Origin of the sequence: Salipiger abyssi (genome assembly GCF_017311415.1) — a bacterium.
GTDB classification, from domain to species: Bacteria; Pseudomonadota; Alphaproteobacteria; order Rhodobacterales; family Rhodobacteraceae; genus Salipiger; species Salipiger abyssi_A.
This window is the reverse complement of sequence record NZ_JAEKIS010000013.1, coordinates 20,509-40,153: the sequence shown is the minus strand read 5'-3', so window position 1 is coordinate 40,153 and position 19,645 is coordinate 20,509. Positions and strand designations below refer to the sequence as shown.

General features: G+C 67.0%; 24 protein-coding genes. 4 read left to right on the top strand and 20 right to left on the bottom strand.

The window, feature by feature from the left end:
* Positions 1-13: 13 nt before the first annotated feature.
* The 10 genes from I6N89_RS17070 to I6N89_RS17025 all read right to left on the bottom strand — a co-directional run bounded on the left by I6N89_RS17070 (position 14) and on the right by I6N89_RS17025 (position 8,553).
* Positions 14-385 (bottom strand): potassium channel family protein, encoded by a 372-nt coding sequence (locus I6N89_RS17070; protein WP_207019717.1) that lies wholly within the window; start codon positions 383-385, stop codon positions 14-16.
* 16 nt (positions 386-401) lie between these two features.
* Positions 402-1,055 (bottom strand): DsbA family oxidoreductase, encoded by a 654-nt coding sequence (locus tag I6N89_RS17065; protein ID WP_207019715.1) that lies wholly within the window; start codon positions 1,053-1,055, stop codon positions 402-404.
* Between the two features lie 76 nt (positions 1,056-1,131).
* Positions 1,132-1,791 carry a Crp/Fnr family transcriptional regulator gene (locus I6N89_RS17060; protein ID WP_207019714.1) on the bottom strand — a complete coding sequence of 220 codons (660 nt, stop codon included), beginning with the start codon at positions 1,789-1,791 and terminating at the stop codon, positions 1,132-1,134.
* Positions 1,792-1,843: 52 nt separating this feature from the next.
* Complete coding sequence (gene mmsB, locus I6N89_RS17055; RefSeq protein ID WP_207019712.1) at positions 1,844-2,716, bottom strand: 3-hydroxyisobutyrate dehydrogenase; 873 nt, start codon at positions 2,714-2,716, stop codon at positions 1,844-1,846.
* Between the two features lie 26 nt (positions 2,717-2,742).
* On the bottom strand, positions 2,743-3,774 hold the full coding sequence (locus I6N89_RS17050) for an enoyl-CoA hydratase/isomerase family protein (protein ID WP_207019710.1): 1,032 nt from the start codon (positions 3,772-3,774) through the stop codon (positions 2,743-2,745).
* An 82-nt stretch (positions 3,775-3,856) separates the two neighbouring features.
* The gene (locus I6N89_RS17045; protein WP_207019708.1) at positions 3,857-4,996 is read right to left on the bottom strand and encodes an acyl-CoA dehydrogenase family protein; all 1,140 of its coding nucleotides are present in this window, start codon (positions 4,994-4,996) and stop codon (positions 3,857-3,859) included.
* A 214-nt stretch (positions 4,997-5,210) separates the two neighbouring features.
* Positions 5,211-6,356 carry a glycosyltransferase gene (locus tag I6N89_RS17040; RefSeq protein ID WP_207019705.1) on the bottom strand — a complete coding sequence of 382 codons (1,146 nt, stop codon included), beginning with the start codon at positions 6,354-6,356 and terminating at the stop codon, positions 5,211-5,213.
* Positions 6,357-6,433: 77 nt separating this feature from the next.
* The gene (locus tag I6N89_RS17035) at positions 6,434-7,552 is read right to left on the bottom strand and encodes a carboxylate-amine ligase (RefSeq protein WP_207019703.1); all 1,119 of its coding nucleotides are present in this window, start codon (positions 7,550-7,552) and stop codon (positions 6,434-6,436) included.
* Between the two features lie 65 nt (positions 7,553-7,617).
* Positions 7,618-8,037, bottom strand: coding sequence for a hypothetical protein (locus I6N89_RS17030; protein WP_207019701.1), 420 nt, complete (start codon positions 8,035-8,037; stop codon positions 7,618-7,620).
* Between the two features lie 96 nt (positions 8,038-8,133).
* Positions 8,134-8,553: a hypothetical protein gene (locus I6N89_RS17025; protein ID WP_076703837.1), complete on the bottom strand. Its 420-nt coding sequence runs from the start codon at positions 8,551-8,553 to the stop codon at positions 8,134-8,136.
* Between the two features lie 184 nt (positions 8,554-8,737).
* On the opposite strand from I6N89_RS17025, the gene I6N89_RS17020 reads away from it, so the two are divergent.
* Positions 8,738-8,908: a hypothetical protein gene (locus I6N89_RS17020; RefSeq protein WP_207019699.1), complete on the top strand. Its 171-nt coding sequence runs from the start codon at positions 8,738-8,740 to the stop codon at positions 8,906-8,908.
* A 70-nt stretch (positions 8,909-8,978) separates the two neighbouring features.
* Here the strand turns inward: I6N89_RS17020 and I6N89_RS17015 are convergent, their stop codons facing one another.
* The gene (locus I6N89_RS17015; RefSeq protein ID WP_207019697.1) at positions 8,979-10,478 is read right to left on the bottom strand and encodes a CoA-acylating methylmalonate-semialdehyde dehydrogenase; all 1,500 of its coding nucleotides are present in this window, start codon (positions 10,476-10,478) and stop codon (positions 8,979-8,981) included.
* Between the two features lie 124 nt (positions 10,479-10,602).
* On the opposite strand from I6N89_RS17015, the gene I6N89_RS17010 reads away from it, so the two are divergent.
* The 3 genes from I6N89_RS17010 to coaD all read left to right on the top strand — a co-directional run bounded on the left by I6N89_RS17010 (position 10,603) and on the right by coaD (position 12,704).
* Positions 10,603-11,502 (top strand): LysR family transcriptional regulator, encoded by a 900-nt coding sequence (locus tag I6N89_RS17010; RefSeq protein ID WP_207019695.1) that lies wholly within the window; start codon positions 10,603-10,605, stop codon positions 11,500-11,502.
* A gap of 62 nt (positions 11,503-11,564) precedes the next feature.
* Entirely contained in the window at positions 11,565-11,999 is a 435-nt protein-coding gene (locus I6N89_RS17005; protein ID WP_207019692.1) for a CBS domain-containing protein, read from the top strand.
* A 213-nt stretch (positions 12,000-12,212) separates the two neighbouring features.
* The gene (coaD, locus tag I6N89_RS17000) at positions 12,213-12,704 is read left to right on the top strand and encodes a pantetheine-phosphate adenylyltransferase (RefSeq protein ID WP_207019690.1); all 492 of its coding nucleotides are present in this window, start codon (positions 12,213-12,215) and stop codon (positions 12,702-12,704) included.
* Between the two features lie 99 nt (positions 12,705-12,803).
* On the opposite strand, the gene I6N89_RS16995 is transcribed toward coaD, so the two are convergent.
* From I6N89_RS16995 to I6N89_RS16955, 9 genes are all read right to left on the bottom strand, one after another.
* Entirely contained in the window at positions 12,804-12,971 is a 168-nt protein-coding gene (locus I6N89_RS16995; RefSeq protein WP_207019688.1) for a hypothetical protein, read from the bottom strand.
* Positions 12,972-13,462: 491 nt separating this feature from the next.
* The gene (gene gap, locus I6N89_RS16990) at positions 13,463-14,464 is read right to left on the bottom strand and encodes a type I glyceraldehyde-3-phosphate dehydrogenase (protein WP_207019686.1); all 1,002 of its coding nucleotides are present in this window, start codon (positions 14,462-14,464) and stop codon (positions 13,463-13,465) included.
* Positions 14,465-14,570: 106 nt separating this feature from the next.
* A complete protein-coding gene (locus I6N89_RS16985; protein ID WP_207019684.1) occupies positions 14,571-14,714 on the bottom strand; it encodes a hypothetical protein in 144 nt (47 codons plus the stop codon).
* A gap of 31 nt (positions 14,715-14,745) precedes the next feature.
* On the bottom strand, positions 14,746-15,273 hold the full coding sequence (locus I6N89_RS16980) for a helix-turn-helix transcriptional regulator (RefSeq protein ID WP_207019682.1): 528 nt from the start codon (positions 15,271-15,273) through the stop codon (positions 14,746-14,748).
* Positions 15,270-15,809, bottom strand: coding sequence for a cytochrome b/b6 domain-containing protein (locus I6N89_RS16975; RefSeq protein ID WP_207019680.1), 540 nt, complete (start codon positions 15,807-15,809; stop codon positions 15,270-15,272). The genes I6N89_RS16980 and I6N89_RS16975 overlap by 4 nt, the downstream gene beginning before the upstream one ends.
* Before the next feature lie 63 nt (positions 15,810-15,872).
* Positions 15,873-16,118: a PepSY domain-containing protein gene (locus tag I6N89_RS16970; protein WP_207019678.1), complete on the bottom strand. Its 246-nt coding sequence runs from the start codon at positions 16,116-16,118 to the stop codon at positions 15,873-15,875.
* A gap of 270 nt (positions 16,119-16,388) precedes the next feature.
* Positions 16,389-16,868 (bottom strand): disulfide bond formation protein B, encoded by a 480-nt coding sequence (locus I6N89_RS16965; protein WP_207019676.1) that lies wholly within the window; start codon positions 16,866-16,868, stop codon positions 16,389-16,391.
* Positions 16,865-17,443 carry a YqaA family protein gene (locus tag I6N89_RS16960; protein ID WP_207019674.1) on the bottom strand — a complete coding sequence of 193 codons (579 nt, stop codon included), beginning with the start codon at positions 17,441-17,443 and terminating at the stop codon, positions 16,865-16,867. The genes I6N89_RS16965 and I6N89_RS16960 overlap by 4 nt, the downstream gene beginning before the upstream one ends.
* A 149-nt stretch (positions 17,444-17,592) precedes the next feature.
* Complete coding sequence (locus tag I6N89_RS16955; RefSeq protein ID WP_207019673.1) at positions 17,593-19,629, bottom strand: ASKHA domain-containing protein; 2,037 nt, start codon at positions 19,627-19,629, stop codon at positions 17,593-17,595.
* Between the last annotated feature and the right edge of the window lie 16 nt (positions 19,630-19,645).

Below are 19,645 nucleotides of genomic sequence, written 5' to 3'. Positions count from 1 at the left end.
TGGCTGGCCCGGATCACTCTGCGGTGTCGGGTCGTTTGTGTGCGTCCGGTTCTGGTTCCGGCGTGTCCTCGTTCGCCGCCTCTCTGCCGAGTTTGGCGATCAGCCACTCGGTGTGCTCCTCGCGCTTGCGCATGGCGAAGAGGCCGAACTGCTGCACCGCGACGGCAAAGATGCCGAGCCCGAGCAGAATAAAGACGGTGGTGCCGATCTTGCCCGCCACTGTCACCGGGATGTGGTTGCCATAGCCCACGGTCGAAAGCGTCACCACGGTGAAGAAATAAGAGTCGAGCCAGCTCCACCCCTCGACGAGGTGGAAATACACCGTGCCGATGGCGATGATGCCCAGCACCGTCGCCACGAGCGTCAGAATGCGCAGCCGTTTCATGCCCGCCGCGCCCGGCTCAGGCCAGCGCCGCCGCCTGCGCGCCGCCGTCCTTCAGTTCGGCGATGACCCGCGCCCAGAGATCCGAGGGCTGCGCGCCGGGCACCGCGTGCTGGCCGGCAACCACGAAGGTCGGCACCGAGGTCACCCCCATGCCGCGCGCCGCCGCGTCCATCTCGACCACTTCCTTGCGGTCGGCATCCGAGGCCAGCAGCCGCAGGATCAGGCTGGCATCCAGCCCGCAGCTATCGGCGATATCGCCCAGAACCTCGCGGCTGCCGATATCGCGGCCTTCGACGAAATAGGCGCGGAACAGTGCCGAGACCACCGGCGTCTGCACGCCTTCGATCCCCGCCCAGTGGATCAGCCGCTGCGCGTCCAGCGTCGAGGGCGTGCGTTCGATGGCGTCGAGATTGATCTCCACCCCGGCCTGCGCGGCGTGCTCGGCCACCGGCATATAGGCCTCCACCGCACCCTCCTTGCCGCCGAACTTGCCTTCGAGATAGGCGCGCCGCTCCATGCCTTCGGCGGGCATCTGCGGGTTCAGCATGAAGGTCCGCCAGCGCAGAGTGAACGGGTGGTCCGGGGCGTCCTGCAAGGCGCGGTCGAGATAGGCCTTGCCGATATAGCACCAGGGGCAGATCGGATCGGAGAAGATGTCGAGCGTGACCATGTAATACGTCCTTTTCCGGCCTTCCTAACAGGGTCGCGCGGCGGAATCGACCGCTGAAAGGGTCGGTGTTGCGCGCTCACCCGGTGCTGGTCTCGGCCAGGCTGCGCAGCGTGTCCATGTCGAGAAGCCGCACAGCCCCCCGGTCGAGCGCCACGATGCCGCGCCGCGCCAGCGCGTCGAGCCGGCGCGAGACCACCTCGCGGGCGGAGCCGATCGTGGTGGCGATCTCTGCGTGGGTGGCGCGTAATGTGCCATCGGTCGCGCCGTCGAGAAGCGCCTGCGCCAGCCGGCATTCGACCCGCTGAAACGCCACCTTTTCAAGCAGATGCATCATGTTTTGCATGCGCTCTGCGAAGGCGCGGAAGACAAAGCTGCGAAACGCCGCGTCGCTCTCCATGAGCCGCAGGAACAGCGCGCGTGGGATCATCACCAGCCGGCAGGCGCGGCGGGTGACCGCCTCGCCGGAATAGGTCTCGTCGCCGAGCAGCCCCAGCGTGGATTGCACGCAGCTCTGCCCGGGCTCGACCGCATAGAGCAGGATCTCGCGCCCGCTGGGGCCGGTCAGGAAAACCTCGACCCGCCCCGAGAGCACGATGACGAACCCCTGCACCGGATCGCCGGGGCGGAACAGCACGCTGCCCTGCGGCAGTTCGGCGACGGGCAGCCGGTCGAGCGCCGCGACGGTCTCGGGCGCAAGCGGCGGCAGATGGGCTGCGACGGGGCTGGTCTTGGACATGCGCGCAGAGTGTCAGGCGACGCGGGCAGGGTCCAGAGCCCGCAGGTGCGGCTTAGCCGCGCCCGCGTTTTTCGAACCTCGGCAGCATGGCCGAGAAATCCATGCCCTTGCCGCCCTCGTCCTCGACGAAGCTCTTGTAGAGCGCCAGCGCCGCGGCACCCATGGGGGTGTCGGCATCGGCGGCCTCGGCGGCCTGCTGCGAGAGGCCCAGATCCTTCAGCATCAGCTCGGCGGCAAAGCCCGGCTTGTAGCCATTGTCCGAGGGCGATTGCGGCCCGACGCCCGGCGCCGGGCAATAGGCGTTCATCGACCAGCTATAGCCCGAGGACGTGGAGACCACATCGAACATCGCCTCGCGCGAGAGCCCCAGCTTGTCGGCCAGCGCAAAGGCCTCGCAGGTGGCGATCATGGTGACGCCGAGGATCATATTGTTGCAGATCTTCGCCGCCTGACCATTGCCCGAGGGGCCGCAATGCACCGCCTTCTGCCCCATGATGTCGAAGAGCGGCTTGGCGGTGGCAAAGGCCGCCTCGGAGCCGCCGACCATGAAGGTCAGCGTGCCGCCGGCCGCGCCGCCGATGCCGCCCGAGACCGGCGCGTCGAGCGCGCCAAGCCCCGCGGCCTCGGCTTGTTCGGCCACCGCGCGGGCGCTCTCCACATCCACGGTGGAGCAATCGAGAAACACCGCGCCCGGCGCCATGGCCGGGATCAGCTCGGCGGCGACATCGCGCAGGATCGCGCCGTTGGGGAGCATGGTGATGACCACCTCGGCGCCCTTCACCGCCTCCGGCCCGCTGGCGGCCTGTGCCACGCCTTCCGCCGTGGCGCCCGCTACGTCGAAGCCGGTGACCTCATGGCCGGCTTTTGCCAGGTTGGCGGCCATCGGCGCGCCCATATTGCCCAGCCCGATAAATCCGATCTTCATGTCTGTCTCCTCCCTTGCGCGGCGCGTCACAGCGCCAGTTCGTCCGCGCCCAGCGGCGCCAGGAACCCCGCGACCAGATCGGGGGTGATCTCTTTGAGCCTGTAACGCCAGCGCGGGTTGCGGTCCTTGTCGATGATCTGCGCGCGCACGCCTTCGAGGAAATCGCCCATCTCCGCCGCGCGGTGCGAGACCCGGTATTCCTGCCGCAGCGCGCTGCGGATATCGCTCTCTTGCGCGCGCAGCCGGGCGAGCATCTCCAGCGTCAGCGCCATGGAGAGCGGCGAGTTGCGCGCCACCGCCTTGCGCGCGGGGTCCGCGATCTCGCCCTCCGCCTGCTCCAGCCGCGCGGCGATCTCCGCCAGCGGGCCGGCGGCGAAGAGCGTGTCGATCTCCGGCTGCGCGGCGGCGAGCGGGCTTGCGGGCGGGGTGTCGGCGGCGGCGTCCAGCGCGGCCACGTCACCGGTTTCCGCAAGCGCCTGTTTCAGCGCCGGCCAGAGGGATTCGGGGATGAAGCAATCGGCAAAGCCGGCATGCAGCGCGTCGCCCGGACCCATGCGGGCCGCGGTCAGGCCGAGATAGGCGCCAAGCCCGCCCGGCGCGCGCGCCAGCAGCAGCGAGCCGCCGACATCGGGCACGAAACCGATGCCGCATTCCGGCATGGCGATCTGCGCGCTCTCGCCCACCACGCGGTGCGAACAATGCCCGCCGAGCCCGACGCCGCCGCCCATGACGAAGCCGTGCAGGAAGCTGACCACCGGCTTGGGGTACTCGGCGAGCTTGGCGTTCATGCGATATTCGTCGCGCCAGAAGGCCCGCCCGGCCTCGTAATCGCCCACAAGCCCGGCACGGTAGACCGCCGCGATATCGCCGCCGGCGCAGAAGGCGCGCTCGCCCTCGGCGTCGATCATCACCAGCGAGACCTGCGGATCGTCGCGCCAGGCGTCGAGCGCCGCCTCGATCGCGAGGCACATCTCGTGGTCGAGCGCGTTGAGCGCCTTGGGGCGGGTGAGGGTGATGCGCCCGGCGCGGCCCTCGATGTTGGTGTGAATGTCGGTCATGAACAGGTCTTTCCGTTGGCGGCAAAATCCTTCGAAGGATTTTGCAAATCTCTTCGAAGAGATTTGGTGCGCGCCCCGCCGGTCATCGCGCGACCAGCGTGCGGGCCACGATCAGCCGCATGATTTCGTTGGTGCCTTCGAGGATCTGGTGCACGCGCAGGTCGCGCACGATCTTCTCGATCCCGTAATCGGCGAGATATCCATACCCGCCATGCAGTTGCAGGCATTGATCGGCAACCCTGCTGCCCGCCTCGGTGACGAATTTCTTCGCCATGGCACAGAATTTCGTCGCATCCGGCGCGCCCTGGTCGAGTTTCCACGCCGCCTGACGCAGGAAGGTGCGCGCCGCCTGCAACTCGATCTCCATGTCGGCGAGGCGGAATTGCAGCGCCTGGAAGCGGTCGATGCTCTGCCCGAACGCCTCGCGCTCGGCCATATAGGCCAGTGTCGCGTCGAGCGCCGCCTGCGCCGCGCCGAGGCTACAGGCGGAGATATTGAGCCGCCCGCCATCGAGCCCGGCCATGGCGTAGTTGAACCCCTTGCCCTCCTCGCCGAGCAGGTTCGCCGCCGGCACCGCGACCGCGTCGAACTGCACCTGCCGCGTCGGCTGCGAGCGCCAGCCCATCTTGTCCTCGAGCCCGCCGAAGCTGAGCCCCGGCGCGCCGTCCTCGACCACGATGGCCGAGACCCCGCGCGGACCCTCGCCGCCACTGCGGGCCATGACCACATAGGCATCGGAATAGCCGCCGCCGGAGATGAAGGCCTTGGTGCCGGTGAGGCTGTAGCCCGTGTCGGTCTTTTCCGCGCGGGTCTTCAGCGCCGCCGCGTCGGAGCCGGCGCCCGGCTCGGTCAGGCAGTAGGAGAGCACCGTCTCCATGGTCAGCGCCTTGGGCAGGTAGCGCGCGCGCAGATCCTCGGAGCCGTAGGCGTCGATCATCCGGGCGCACATATTGTGGATCGACAGGAAGGAGGCGACCGACGGGCAGGCCATGCTGAGCGCCTCGAAGACCAGCGTCGCATCGAGCCGGGTGAGCCCCGAGCCGCCGTTCGCCTCGCTCACATAGATCCCGCCGAGCCCCAGCGCGCCGATCTCGGGCCAGAGCTCCTTTGGAATGCTGCCCTGTGTCTCCCAGTCGCGGGCATAGGGTGCGATATGCTCCTGCCCGAACCCGTAGGCCATGTCGAAAATGGCCGTTTGTTCTTCGCTCAGTGCGAAATCCATATGGGCTCCTCCCTGCCGAGATGGAAATTGAACGATTGTTCATAATGTGCCGGGAGTCGCCACGGGATGCAAGGGCAAGCGGCAGGGATTGCGCCGAGGCGGGGCCTCGTCGCCGGAGGCGCGCGCCTGCGGCCCGCGCGGTGCGGGTGGCAGCGGCGGCGCGAGGGGATTTTTTGAGTATTTGCAGAAAGATGAAGGGGCGGGCGCGCGGGGATCAGGCGCGGGCGCGGGTGGCGAGCCGGTCGCGGATCACCGTTTCGACCTTTTCGAGCAGCACCGCATTGTCGAATTTCGCCACCGCCGTGTCGCGGGCGGCGCGGGTCATGGCGCTGCGGTCGGACATGTCGAGCAGCTGCGCGATGCGCGCGGCAAAGCCCGCCTCGTCCCATTCCGGTACCAGCAGCCCGTTGACGCCGTCCTCCACCGCCTCGGGGATGCCGGCATGCCAGGTGGACAGCGTGATGCAGCCGCAGGCCAGCGCCTCCTGGATGGCGGTGGGCAGGCCCTCGGTATTGCCGTTCGCGGCGGTGACCGAATGCTGGAGGAAGGTCTCGGTGGTGGTGAGATGTTCGCGCACCGCGTCATGCGGCAGCGCGCCGGTGAAGGTCACCTGCGCGGCGATGCCGAGCTCGGCGGCGAGCGCCTTGCAGGGATCGAGCAGCGGGCCGTCGCCGATGAAGGTGAGATGCGCCTCGCGGCCCTGCGCGGCCCTGGCGAAGGCGCGCAGCGTGACCTCGGGGGCCTTTTTCTCCACCATGCGACCCACGGCGAGGAAGGAGCCGGGGCGTTTCTCGCCTGGGGTGAAGCGGCGGATATCGACGCCGGAGGGCACCACATGGGCATTGGGATGGGTGACGCCGTGGCGGGCGAGATTGTCGAGCAGGAACCGGCTGACCGAGAACACTCCGTCGAGCCTTGGCATCATGCGCCTGTAGGCGCGCACGATCTGGCGCGAGCGCAGGGCGAAGCTAGCATCGGTGCCGCGGAAATAGGTGAAGACCGGCAGGTCCAGCTCGGTTGCGAGCCTGGCCACCACCAGCGCCTGGGTGCCGAATTCGGCAAGGATCACCTCGACCTTCTCCGCGCGCAGCCAGTCGGCGAGGCGGCGGCGGTTGTCGCCGAAGGGCAGGCGGCCGGTGCCTTCCAGCGCGGCGTTCCAGCCCATGGCGAAGGGCGCACGCAGCCTGTCGGCGGGGCTGAGGGGGGCGCGGCGCACGAAGAGCGGCTTGCCCAGCGGATCGGTGCCGTTGAACCGGCCCGTTAGCACGCAGGTGTCGCCGCCGAAGATGTGTTCGATATGGCGGTTGATGAAGGTTTCGCCCGGAACGAAGAAATCGGAGGTGACGATGCAGGTCTTCATGGCGGTCTCCGCTAGCGCTGGCCGGCGCCCTTGTGCCCCGGCGGCGCGGGCCTTGCAAGGGAGCCGCGCGCCGCCCCTCAGATCCCTTCGTGGAACTCTTCGATGAGATGGCCGACCACCGCGCGCATCCGGGCCTCGCCGTCGCCGCCCGCCGCCTCGGCCGCCGCGCGCTGGCGGATCGAGGAATTGCCCTCGGCAACGATGCGGCGCATACGCTCGATCTCGGCCAGGCAGCCGAGCGCCTCGGCATCCTCGGCCAGCAGCGCGATCAGCTCTTCGGCGAGATCGGCGAAGGGCACGATCCGCGCCGCGCCGAAATCGATCAGCCCCTCGGTCACGCCATAACGCTGCGCCCGCCAGCGGTTTTCGCCGATCAGGAAGTTCTCGTAGATCCGCCAGCGCTGGTTGCGCCGCCTCAGTCGCCAGAGCATGCGCATCAGGCACTGGTTCACCGCCGCCAGCATCAGCGTGTCCTCGAGCCGCGGTTGCACATCCATGATCCGCGTCTCCAGCGTCGGAAAGCGCGAGGAGGGGCGCAGATCCCACCAGATCTTGGAGGCGTCCTCGATCAGCCCCAGATCCACCAGCACCTGCACCGAGCGCTGGTAATCCTGCCAGTTGGTGAAATTCGGCGGCAACCCGGTGCGCGGCAGGTTGTCGAAGACGGAAATGCGGTAGCTGGCGAGCCCGGTATCCTGCCCCTGCCAGAACGGCGAGGAGGTGGAGAGCGCCAGCAGATGCGGCAGGAAATAGCTCGCCTGGCGCATCAGATCGGCGCGCAGGCTGTCATCGCCCAGCCCCACATGCACATGCATGCCGCAGATCAGCATGCGCCGCACCACGCCGCCGAGATCGCGGCGCAGGTCGTTATAGCGGTCCTTGTCGGTGTGGTGCTGGTTCTTCCAGTCCGCCAGCGGATGGCAGGAGGCGGCGATGGGCGTCAGGTTGAACCGCGCGGCCTGTGTCGAGACGGTGCGGCGCAGGCGGCGCAGATCCTCGCGCGCGGCGGCGATATCGGCGCAGGGGCGGGTGCCGATCTCGATCTGGCATTGCAGGTATTCCGGGGTGACCTGGCCTTCGAGCTCTTCGGAACAGGCGGCGAGCAGCGCCTCGGGCGCCTCGGCCAGCGCCAGGCTGTCGCGATCGACGAGAAGATATTCCTCTTCGATCCCGAGGCTGAATTCCGGCGCATCCATTCCGCGTCTCCTCCCCCCGTGCGCGACAAGAAAAGCAGAGAGCGGCGATTGCGGCAAGGCCCGGGCTATTCGGCGGCGATCAGGAAATCCGAGATCGAGCGTTCGGGCTGGCGCAGATGCGCGAGCGCCGGCGCTTCGCGGCGGAACACCTCGATCTGATAGGGCAGCGCGGTTTCGGCGATCTGGTGAAACATCCGTGCGGCGCCAAAGGTGAGGTCGTCGGGGGCGAAGACCGCGTATCTGGTGCCGGGCAGCACGCGCCCGGTCAGCCGGGTCTGGGTGGCCACGAGCGAGAGCGTTTGCAGAAAGTCCGTCTCCATGTCGTTGACCGCCGACAGGTCGGCGAGGTGGGCGGTATCGGCGCGGGTGCGGGGGTCGGTCAGGATGCTGTCGAAAGCACGTAAATTGTCCACAGGGGTGACGTTGCCGTGAAAACGGGCATACGCGAGATTGCGGCTTTCGAAGACGGAAACGTCTACAGCCATGATGCACCACACCAAAACAGGTGGTTTAAATATATCTTTTCTGGCGGATTCGGACAAGGCGTGTGCAGGCAGTGTCCGCTGCGCCGGTCTGCCGGCTCAGTCGGTGCCTTCGAGCAGCGCTGCGAAACTCGGCAGACCGACGCCGAGCAGGGAGAGTGTTCCGGTCTCGCTTTGCTGGACCAGGGGAACCACCGCGTCGATGCCGTCCCACGAGCGCAGGATCACCTTGGAGACCTCAAAGGCCAGCGGCGTCGGGGCATAATAGACGATCATCGTCTGAGCGCCGCCGCCGATAAAGGCATCGGCCTTGAGTGCCTGGATTTGCATCAGTTTGACGAAATCCTGCTCGATCCCGGTGATGCGCGACAGGTCGACCAGATGTTTCTGCCCCGGACTCGACTCTGGATGCTGGGTATAGGCGCCGACCGCGCGGATCGTATCGTCGAACAGGGCAAAGCCCTCGTAGCGGATATAGACGATACCATGCTGTGGCAGGATACGGAACGAGACGGACATGCGGGAACGGCCTGTGGAACGGAACTGCCGGACGTGACCCTGGCCCGACCGGTTTGATCAAAATGTCTGCAATATGTCGAAAAAGGCAATCCCCGAAAGGGTCTGGTTTTCCGGAATAGGACGAGACGCGGACCCGCGGCACAGTGGTGGCCAGATTGCGACCCGCCATTTTGGAGACCGCATCATGACCCGCATCGCCTTTTTCTCGCTGATCCTCGCCGCGCTGACGCTGGTTGCCGCATCGGGCGCCGAGGCGAAAACGACGTCCGAGCGCGGCGAGCTGAGCGGTCTCGGCGCCGAAAAGAGCCCGCGTGACGGGTTTGCCAGCGATGGCGGGCTGGGCGACACGCGCTAAATGCCCTGAAACGCAACGCCCCGGGCCGTCGAGGACCCGGGGCGCGTAGCGATTTAACAGGCGGAAGAGGTCAGTCCATCGCCTTGAAGTTGAATTCGCCGCCTTCCTTGATGCCCGAGAACCAGCGCGCGGTGACGGTCTTGGTCTTGGTGTAGAAGCGGAAGGCGTCTGGGCCGTACTGGTTGAGATCGCCGAAGGCCGATTTCTTCCAGCCGCCAAAGGTGTGGTAGCTCAGCGGCACCGGGATCGGGAAGTTGATGCCGACCATGCCGACATTCACCCGGTTGGCAAAATCGCGCGCGGTGTCGCCATCGGCGGTAAAGATCGCCGTGCCGTTGCCATAGGGGTTGTCGATCACGAGGTTCAGCGCGTCTTCGTAGCTGTCGGCACGCACCTGGCTCAGCACCGGGCCAAAGATCTCTTCCTTGTAGATCTCCATATCCGGGGTCACGTTGTCGAACATCGACGGCCCGACAAAGAACCCGTCCTCATAGCCCTGAAGCTCGAAGCCGCGCCCGTCGACCACCAGATCGGCGCCCTGATCGACACCGGACTGCACCAGCTTTTCGATGCGGTCCTTGGCGGCGGCGGTGATGACGGGGCCGTAATCCACGTCGTCGCCGGCGGTGTAGGGGCCGACCTTGAGCTTTTCGATGCGCGGCACCAGCTTTTCGACCAGCGCGTCGGCGGTTTCCTTGCCGACCGGCACCGCCACCGAGATCGCCATGCAGCGTTCGCCCGCGGCGCCGAAGCCGGCGCCCACCAGCGCATCCGCCGCCTTGTCGAGATCGGCATCGGGCATGACGATCATGTGGTTCTTGGCGCCGCCGAAGCACTGCGCGCGCTTGCCGTTATTGGCGGCGCGGCCATAGATGTACTGCGCGATCGGGGTGGAGCCGACAAAGCCCACGCCGGCCACGGTCTCGTTGTCGAGGATCGCGTCGACCACCTCCTTGTCGCCGTTCACCACCTGAAGCACGCCGGCGGGCAGGCCGGCCTCGATCACCAGCTCGGCGAGGCGCAGCGAGGTCGAGGGGCAGCGCTCGGAGGGTTTCAGGATCATCGCGTTGCCGCAGGCCAGCGCCGGGCCCATCTTCCACAGCGGGATCATCGCCGGGAAGTTGAACGGGGTGATGCCGGCGACCACGCCCAGAGGCTGGCGCATGGAATAAAGGTCGATGCCCGGGCCGCCATCGTTGGTGAACTCGCCCTTGAGCATATGCGGCGCGCCCATGCAGACCTCGATCACCTCCAGCCCGCGCTGCACGTCGCCGCGCCCGTCGGGCAGGGTCTTGCCATGCTCCATCGAAACCAGCTCGGCCAGCTCGTCCATATGCTCGTTGATGAGCGCGCCGAATTTCATCATCACGCGCGCCCGGCGCTGCGGGTTGGTGGCGCCCCAGGCCTTCTGCGCCTCGGCGGCCTTGGCGACGGCCTCGTCGAGCTCGGCGGCGGTGGCCAGCGGCACCTTGGCGATGGCCTCGCCGGTGGCGGGGTTGAACACCTCGGTAAAGCGGCCCGATGTGCCCTTGACGTGCTGGCCGTTGATGAAATGGGTGAGCTCTTTCACGGTCGATCCTCCGGAGTCTTTCATGATTTGGCGGCAGGTTAGTCTTGCATAAATGCCGATCACAGAGGTAATCGGGCAAAAAGGTTTTGCAAAAACGCAAAGGATACCCTGCGGGAGAGATGCCATGCGGGAGAACTGGGACGACCTGCGGATTTTCCTCGCCGTGGCGCGGGGCGACAGCCTGTCGGGCGCCGGCCGCGCGCTGCGGATGGATCCGGCGACGGTGGGCCGCCGCGTGGCGCGGCTGGAGGAGAGCCTCGGCCAGCCGCTCTTTGCCAAGAGCCCGCAGGGCTATGCGCTGACCGAGGCGGGGGCGCGGCTGCTCTCCCATGCCGAGGCTGCCGAGCGGGCGCTGGGGCAGGGCACGCAGGCGGTGCGCGGCGCGGCGGGCGAGGGCATGTCGGGGCAGATCCGCATCGGCGCGCCGGATGGCTGCGCCAATTTCCTGCTGCCGCAGGTGGTGGCGGAGATCGCCGCCGAGAACCCCGAGCTGGAGGTGCAGATCGTCGCCCTGCCGCGCATCGTCAACCTGTCGCGGCGCGAGGCGGATCTGGCCATCGGCGTCTCTGCCCCCACGGCGGGGCGGCTGGTGGTGCAGAAGCTCACCGATTACCGGCTGCATCTGGCCGCGTCAGAGGATTATCTGGCGCAGCACCCGCCGATCCGCACGCTGGAGGATCTGCGCGATCACCGCATCGTCGGCTATATCCCCGACATGATCTTCGACAAGGAGCTGGATTACCTCGCCGATATCGGGCTCGAACGGGTCGGGCTGGCGTCGAATTCGGTCTCGGTGCAGTTCCACTGGCTGCGCCAGAGCGCCGGGCTGGGAATCGTCCACGATTTCGCGCTGCCGGCGGCGCCGGGGCTGCGCAAGGTGCTGGCCGACCGGGTGGAGCTCACGCGCAGTTTCTACCTCATTCGCCATGCGGATGACCGCAGATTGGGCCGGCTCGACACATTTGCCCGCGCACTGGTGCAGGGGGTACGGCGGGAATTGACCCGGCTCGAAGGTCTGACTTGACAGATTGTCGCAGTGCGGGGACGCTGAATGCACATGCAGAGACGCGATTGGAGGAGAGCCGAATGCAGGTGCAGCAAATTCTCAAGGACAAGGCCGACGACGGTGTCGTCACGGTGGCTCCGGGCACGAGCGTCGCCGCGGCGGCGCAGGTGCTGGCCGAGCGCCGTATCGGCGGCGTGGTGATCTCCGAGGACGGGCAGACGCCGTTGGGCATCCTGTCCGAACGCGACATCGTGCGCCGCATCGCTGCGGAGGGCGGTGTCTGTCTGACCAGCCGGGTGGACGATCTTATGACGAAAGCAGTGCAGACCTGTACCTGCGCCGAGGACAGCGATGTGGTGCTGGCGCGGATGACAGAGGGCCGGTTCCGTCACCTGCCGGTGGTCGAGGACGGCGTAATGGTCGGGATCATCACCATCGGCGACGTGGTCAAGGCGCATATCTCTGAACTGGCAATGGAGAAAGAGGCGCTTCAGGGCATGATCATGGGATATTGAAGCCCCCGGAGGCGCCGCCCGATTCCCGCAGGGCCCATGGCGGCGCGCCGGCGCGCGAGGCATGGATTCGGTGTGATCCGCCGGGGCGTTACCCTTGTTTGCGCTGCCATGTCCCCGCACCGGGCCTCTGGCGTAAAATCTCCTGCCTTTCGGGGTTGCATTCATTTGGGCAATATTGTTGCGTGCCGGGAATTGGGAAACTGAGGAGGCCCCATGCGCATCGGTCTTTACCCCGGCACATTCGATCCGATCACCCTGGGCCATATGGATATCATCAGCCGCGCCGCCGCGCTGGTCGATCGTCTGGTGATCGGCGTGGCCATCAACCGCGACAAGGGGCCGCTCTTCACGCTGGAAGAGCGCGTTGCGATGATCGAATCCGAATGCCGCGCGCTCTCCGAGCAGACCGGCACAGAGATCGTGCCCCATCCGTTCGAGAATCTGCTGATCGACTGCGCCCACGATGTCGGCGCGCAGATCATCGTGCGCGGCCTGCGCGCCGTGGCGGATTTCGAGTATGAATTCCAGATGGTCGGCATGAACCGGGCGCTCGACGACAGCGTCGAGACGGTGTTCCTCATGGCCGAGGCGCGGCATCAGGCCATTGCCTCGAAGCTGGTGAAGGAAATTGCCCGTCTCGGCGGCGATGTGAGCAAATTCGTCACCCCGCCGGTCCATGAGGCGCTTAAGGCACGCTTCGCCTGAGCTTTTGCCCTGCCGCGTGCGGTGGGTTGAAAACCCACCCTGCGGATCTCGTGTAGGGTGGGCAATGTGCCCACCGTCCGCAGGAAAAGCGCGCGGCGATCAGCCCCGGCCGTAGACGGCCTGGCTGGCGATGCGGCGGGCGTCGCCGTGATAGATGTCGAGATCGAGCGCCGTATCCAGCGGCAGGCTGCGCAGCTCGCGCAGGGTGCGGCGGTAGCGGGCGCGGCGGTCGAGCCGCTCTCTGAGGGTTTCGTAAAGGCGGGTCATGGGTCTCTCCTTGGGACGCCTTCTGTTTCTGATGGCGCTAACCTGGGGAATGCTGCGTCGCAGCACAACTTCCGAAAACCCAAACCCGGCCTGCATGTTTTGCATGGCGGCCTCGTGGCCCCGCGCGGCCCGTGGCCGGGTAAGACCTTCTCAGCCTTTCCGCATCGACGTTAACGCCATGTCGTTCAAGAGGTGACGGGATGGAAATCCGAACCGCCGGTGCGCTGCCGCAGCGCGCTCCGATCTTGGCGATGGCATGCGCGCGCCCGGCGCGGATACGCCGTCCACAGGCCCGGCGACGCGGCGACGGGCCATTCCACTGCCCACGCCGGTAACGGTGGGGTTGCTTCCGTCCCATCCGGCTGCGCCCTCGGCGGAGCAGGGCGCAAGGCAGGGCTATGCCGCCGCGCGCGAGGTTCTGAAAGACGAGGGGCGGGGCCATCGCCGGCCCCGCCCCTCGAAATTGTCTGCGTCGTCAAAGCGACGGAGGATCAGATTAGCTTGCCCAGTGCCACAGCGGTGTCGGACATGCGGTTGGAGAAGCCCCATTCATTGTCATACCAGGTCAGGATGCGGCACATGCTGCCCTCCATCACCTTGGTCTGATCGGTGTGGAAAACCGAGCTGTGCGAGTCGTGGTTGAAATCCGACGACACGAGCTTCTTGTCGGTGTAGCCGAGAATGCCCTTGAGCGGGCCATTGGCGGCAGCGCGGATCGCGTCGTTGATCTCTTCCACGGTGGTGCTTTTCTTGGCCTCGAAGACCAGATCCACCACCGAGACATTCGGTGTCGGCACCCGGATCGCCACACCGTCGAGCTTGCCGTTCAGCTCGGGCAGCACGAGGCCCACGGCCTTGGCAGCGCCGGTGGAGGTCGGGATCATCGACATCGCCGCGGCGCGGGCGCGGTAAAGATCCTTGTGCATCGTGTCCAGTGTCGGCTGGTCGCCGGTATAGGAGTGGATCGTGGTCATGAAGCCCTTTTCGATGCCGATGGCATCGTTCAGCACCTTGGCCACCGGCGACAGGCAGTTGGTGGTGCAGGAGGCGTTCGACACCACGACATCGTCGGCGGTCAGCGCGCTGTCATTGACGCCGAAGACGATGGTCTTGTCGGCGCCGGAGGCCGGGGCCGAGACCAGCACGCGCTTGGAGCCATTCTCCAGATGCAGCGCCGCCTTTTCGCGGGCGGTGAAGATCCCGGTGCATTCCAGGGCCACGTCCACATCGCCCCAGGGCAATTCCTTGGGGTCGCGGATCGCGGTGATCTTGATCGGGCCGCGGCCCACGTCGATCGTGTCGCCATCGACCTTCACCTCGACCGGGAAGCGGCCGTGCACGCTGTCGAATTGCAGCAGATGGGCGTTGGTTTCGACCGGGCCGAGGTCGTTGATGGCGATCACCTCGATATCGGTGCGGCCCGATTCAATGATAGCGCGCAACACGTTGCGCCCGATGCGCCCGAAGCCGTTGATGGCGACTTTGACGGTCATGGATATCTCCTCGCTGTTCGGTATCCGGCTGATGCGCGCACGTCATCAGGTTGCCAACGCTAAGTCAACCTGCGCCACGCCGGGGGCTCTGGTTTAGCGCCGGAACTCAATGCCAAAAGGCCAGCCAATCGAGCAGAACGAACAGCTTGCGGCCCAGAAACAGCATATGTTCCGAGCCATAGAGCCAGATATCCGCCGCCAGCGCTGCGACGACGATCAGGCCGATCCATATCGCGATCCGATTGGTCATGGCGCCGTCATGCCAGAGCGCAGGGGCGCTGTCACGCGCCTTCTGGCAGGGGGCTCCGGGGGGTGGACATGAGCTCTTCGATGAAGAGGCTGAGGAAGGCGCCGCGCCCGGTGACCCCGGCCTTGCGATAGATGCCGTTGAGGTGGGATTTCACCGTGCCTTCCGCCGAGCCCCGGATTTCGGCGATCTCGGCGATGGCCAGCCCCTTGAGCGTCAGCATCGCCACATCCTGTTCCGAGGGCGTCAGCCCCCAGCTGTCGAACTGCGCCGCAACGATGTCGTGAAAGGCGCCGGCGGCCAGCGAGAGCTGCCGCTCAAGATGTGCCTTGCGCCGCAACAGTGCCATCAGCCAGCGCAGCTCGACCGCGACCGCCGCGATCAGCGACAGCGCCGCCAGCAGCTCCACCACGAATTCCCAGTGGGTGAAGGGCGGCCAGCCGATCTCGATCCCATCGCGGGCGACATCGAAGAGGAAGAAGGCCGCGCAGAGAATCTGCACGGCGATCAGCCCGACAAGCGGGGCGGAGCGCTCGGCTCCGGTCGGTGTGGCGGTTGTCATGCCTCGATATTTGCCCCATCCGGCACGTTTTTGACACCCGTAATCATCGCGCCGGGCAGGTTCACCCCGGTGCGCAGGCTTTCGAAGACCACGGCGGCCACATGCAGCAGCACCGAGATCTCGGCCCAGCCGACCAGAACCTCATGCATCTCCTCGACCCAGCCGATGCCCCAGAACATGGTGGTGGTCATCATCACGCCGGTGGCGACGATGCCAGCGAGGGTCAGCAGCAGGTTGTAGATCATCAGCGCCCCGATGGGGGTGTGCATCAGATGCACCCGGCGGCGGCCGGTGGCCATATCGGTGAGCTGGCCGCGGATGCGTTCGCGGTTGGGCAGGAAGCTGGCGAAGCGCGCCGAATGCGGGCCGACAAAGCCCCAGATCAGGCGCAGCGCGATCAGCCCGCCGATGGCGTAGCCGACCCATTCATGGGCGGCGCTCTCGTCGTCGGTGAAAAAGGCGTTGGCGGTGAAGAGCCCGGCGAGGCTCCAGTGGAACGCCCGCAGCAGCGGGTCCCAGACGGGGTGGCGGGTCATGGCGATGCTCCTTTACGGCGATGTGCATCGGCCCCGGAGCGATGCCCCGGGGCCGCACGTGGCTCAGTCTTCGGTTTTGGAGCGGACCACGTTCAGGTCGGCGTCGAGATAGAGCTCGAAGCGCGCGCCGTCTTTCAGCGCATAGACCTCGATCATGCCGTCCTCATTGTCGATCTTGCGCACCTCGTAGCCTTCGGCGGTGAGCTTTTCGCGCACCTGGGCGGCGGTCTCGGTATCGACATCGGGCGAGGCCATGGCGGGGGCGGCGAGGGTGAGCGCGGCGAGGGCGGCGGCGAGGATCTTGGTCATGTGGTGTCTCCTTGGGTTACGACGCGGCAGCGGGCTGTGCCCCTGCCTCGGAGACCGATCTGACGGCGCGTGCCCCCGGTTGCCATGGGTCGAAAGATGCAGGATGGGCGCCCTACAACTTTGGTTGAGGGCTGTTTTTCACGGGTTTTGTGACGAGCGCGTAAAAAAGGGTGGGCAGATTGCCCACCCTACGGGGGATCTCGTTGTCGGGCGTGGCCCGTAGGGTGGGCAATCTGCCCACCGCCCCCGGTCCGAACCGCTCCCGCGCGATCAGCCCTGGCGCGTGCTCTTTGCCGCGGCGGCCAGCCACAGCGCCACGAGCACCAGGCTCACGATCGCGTTCCAGCTCGCCATCGACAGGCCGAAGAGATCCCACAGCACCTCGTCGCAGCGCTGGATTTCGGCGCTCATGATCTGGTTCAGCAGATCGTCGGCGCTGATCCCGGTGATCTGGCCCGACGCGGTGCAGCTGTCCGGACCCGGCCACCAGCCGCGCTCGACCCCGGTGTGATAGACCCCGATGCCGCCGCTGGTCGCGGCAGACAGCGCCCCGAGCAGCGGCATGAGAGGCCCGCGTGTGGCCAGTGCGCCGGCGCCGAAGAGCACGGCGGCGGCATGCGGCCAGCGCTGCCAGAGGCAGAGCTTGCAGGGCGGCAGGCCGCCCAGATACTGAAAGCCGAAGGCGCCCAGCAACACCGCGGCGGAGCCGGCGGCGGCGAGCAGGACAAGGAGCGTGCGAGAGCGTTTCAAAGATACCTCACGAGGTAGAAGCCACCCAAGAGGAGCAGCACGAAGAGGGTGAAGACGAGGCCGAGCCGGCGCTCGATGAAATCGCGCACCGGCGTGCCGAAGCCCCAGAGCAGCCCGGCCACGATGAAGAAGCGGAAGCTGCGCGCGACGATGGCGGTCACGACGAAGGTGCCGAGCGGCATCGCCGTCCAGCCCGACATGATGGTGATCACCTTGAACGGGAAGGGGGTAACGCCCGCGATCAGCACTGCCCAGAAGCCCACCCCGTTGAAGCGCGCATTGAACGCCTCGATGTGATCTGCCTTGCCGAGCGCCTCCAGGATCGGCCGGCCCAGCCCTTCAAAGAAGAAATGCCCGATGCCATAGCCCGCGAGCCCGCCCAGCACCGAGGACACGGTCGCCACCAGCGCGATCAGCCAGGCCCGGCGTGGTGCCGCCAGCACCATGGGGATCATCAGCACATCGGGCGGGATCGGAAAGACCGAGGCCTCGATGAAAGACACCGCCGCCAGCGCCCAGAGCGCCCGCGGATGATCGGCGAGCGACATCGTCCAGTCGTAGAGGCGGCGCAGCATGGCGGGATCTCCGGGTTTCCGTTGCGCAGGAAGCATGCCGGGGCGTCTGGCGCAACCGACGAATTCGTGTTGCCCCTGCGAGCGTGTCCCGCAGGCCGCGCGCTGCCGCTCCGCTGGGCGCCACTGCCGCCGGGCAGGTCGGTCTGCGTTTACGCCCGGCGCCGCCGGCGGCGTCCGCCGCCCTCGTCGCCCTTCTTGAAGCCGACCTGCGGCAGGGTCACCTTGCGCGCCAGTTCCGGGAATGGATCGGTGGCGTGGGGGATCGCGTTGGCGGCGACGAAATGCTCCTGAAAGCGTGGCTCGATGGCGGTCTCGACCTTGGTGATGGCGCCCACATCCGTCTCGATCTGCCGCCGCGCGGCGAGGTTGCAAAGCGCGATCCGGGCGCCGGTGCCGGCGGCATTACCCGCCGAGGTCACCTTGTCGAGCGGCACATCGGGGATCATCCCCAGCACCATGGCATGCAGCGGCGAGATATGCGCGCCGAAAGCGCCCGCGAGCACCACCCGGTCGACCTTATCGACGCCGCGCGTGTCCATCAGCAGCCGCGCGCCCGCATAAAGCGCCGACTTCGCCAGCTGGATGGCGCGAATATCGCCCTGGGTCACGGTGATCAGCGGCCCGCCGGTGGCGCGCCCGTCATGCAGCACATAGGCATGGGTGCGCCCCTCGGCGATGCAGCGCGCGCTGCCGGTCTGCTCCGCCGAGCCGATCAGCCCCGAGGCGTCCAGCACGCCGGCCATGCGCATCTCGGCCACCGCCTCGATGATGCCCGAGCCGCAGATCCCGGTGATGCCGCTGCGCGCCACCGCCTTGGCAAAGCCACGCTCGTCCGACCAGAACTTGCTGCCGATGATGCGGAACCGCGGCTCCTTGGTCTCCGGGTCGATGCGCACCGCCTCGATGGCGCCGGCGGCGGCGCGCTGGCCGGAACTGATCTGCGCGCCCTCGAAGGCGGGGCCGGTGGGCGAGGAACAGGCCAGCACCCGGGTCTTGTCGCCGAGCAGGATCTCGGCATTGGTGCCGACATCGACGATGAGCACGAGGTCTTCGGATTTGCCGGGCTGCTCCGACAGCGCCACGGCGGCGGCATCGGCGCCGACATGGCCGGCGATGCAGGGCAGGATATAGACCTGCGCCGAGGCGGGCAGGGTGGTCAGCCCGAGATCGGCGGCGGTGAGATTGAGCGCCGAAGAGGTGGCGAGCGCAAAGGGCGCCTGTCCCAGCTCCACCGGGTCGATGCCCAGCAGCAGGTGATGCATCACCGGATTGCAGACAAACACCGTCTCGAGGATCAGCGCCGGGTCGATGCCGGCCTCGCGCGCGATCTCGCTGGCCAGGGTCGAGATCGCCTCGCGCACGGCGGTGGTCATCTCGGCATCGCCGCCGGGATTCATCATCGCATAGGAGACGCGGCTCATCAGATCCTCGCCAAAGCGGATCTGCGGATTCATGATGCCCGAGGAGGCGATGACGGCGCCGCTGTCGAGATCGGTCAGATGCGCGGCGATGGTGGTGGAGCCGAGGTCGATCGCCAGCCCGTAGATCCCCGCCTCGTGCAGTCCGGGCCAGGCGGCGATGAGGCGCGGATCGGCGGAAATATCGGTTTTGTGCAGAGCGATGGTGATTTTCCAGTCGCCTTTACGCAAGATAGGTTGCAGGGAGGCAAGTGTGGAAAACTCTGTGGATATCTTTTCGATACCCCATTGCGCCTTCAGCGCCCGCGCGATGCGTTCGAGATCGCCGGTCGGCTCGTGCATGTCCGGCGCCTCGACCTCGATGTAATAGAGCCGCGTCGCCGGGTCCATCTCGATGACCCGCGCCGAGGCCGCCTTGCGCACCACCTGCCGGTGCACCTGGCTTTCCGGTGGCACGTCGATCACCACATCGCCGAGGATCTGCGCCTGACAGCTCAGCCGCCGCCCGGGCGGCAGGCCGCGCTTTTCGTCATAGCGCGCCTCGACCGTGTTCCAGCCCGAGAGCGCGTCTTTGCTGGAATGGATGCCGTGTTTGGGAAAGTCGCCGAAGCCCGGGACCACCTGGCATTTCGAACAGATGCCGCGCCCGCCGCAGACGGAATCGAGATCGACGCCGAGCTGCCGCGCGGCGGTCAGCACGGGGGTGCCGGCGGGAAAGCGGCCGCGCTTGCCCGAGGGGGTGAAGACGACGAGGGGATCCTGGGTCATGACGCGTCCTGCTGGC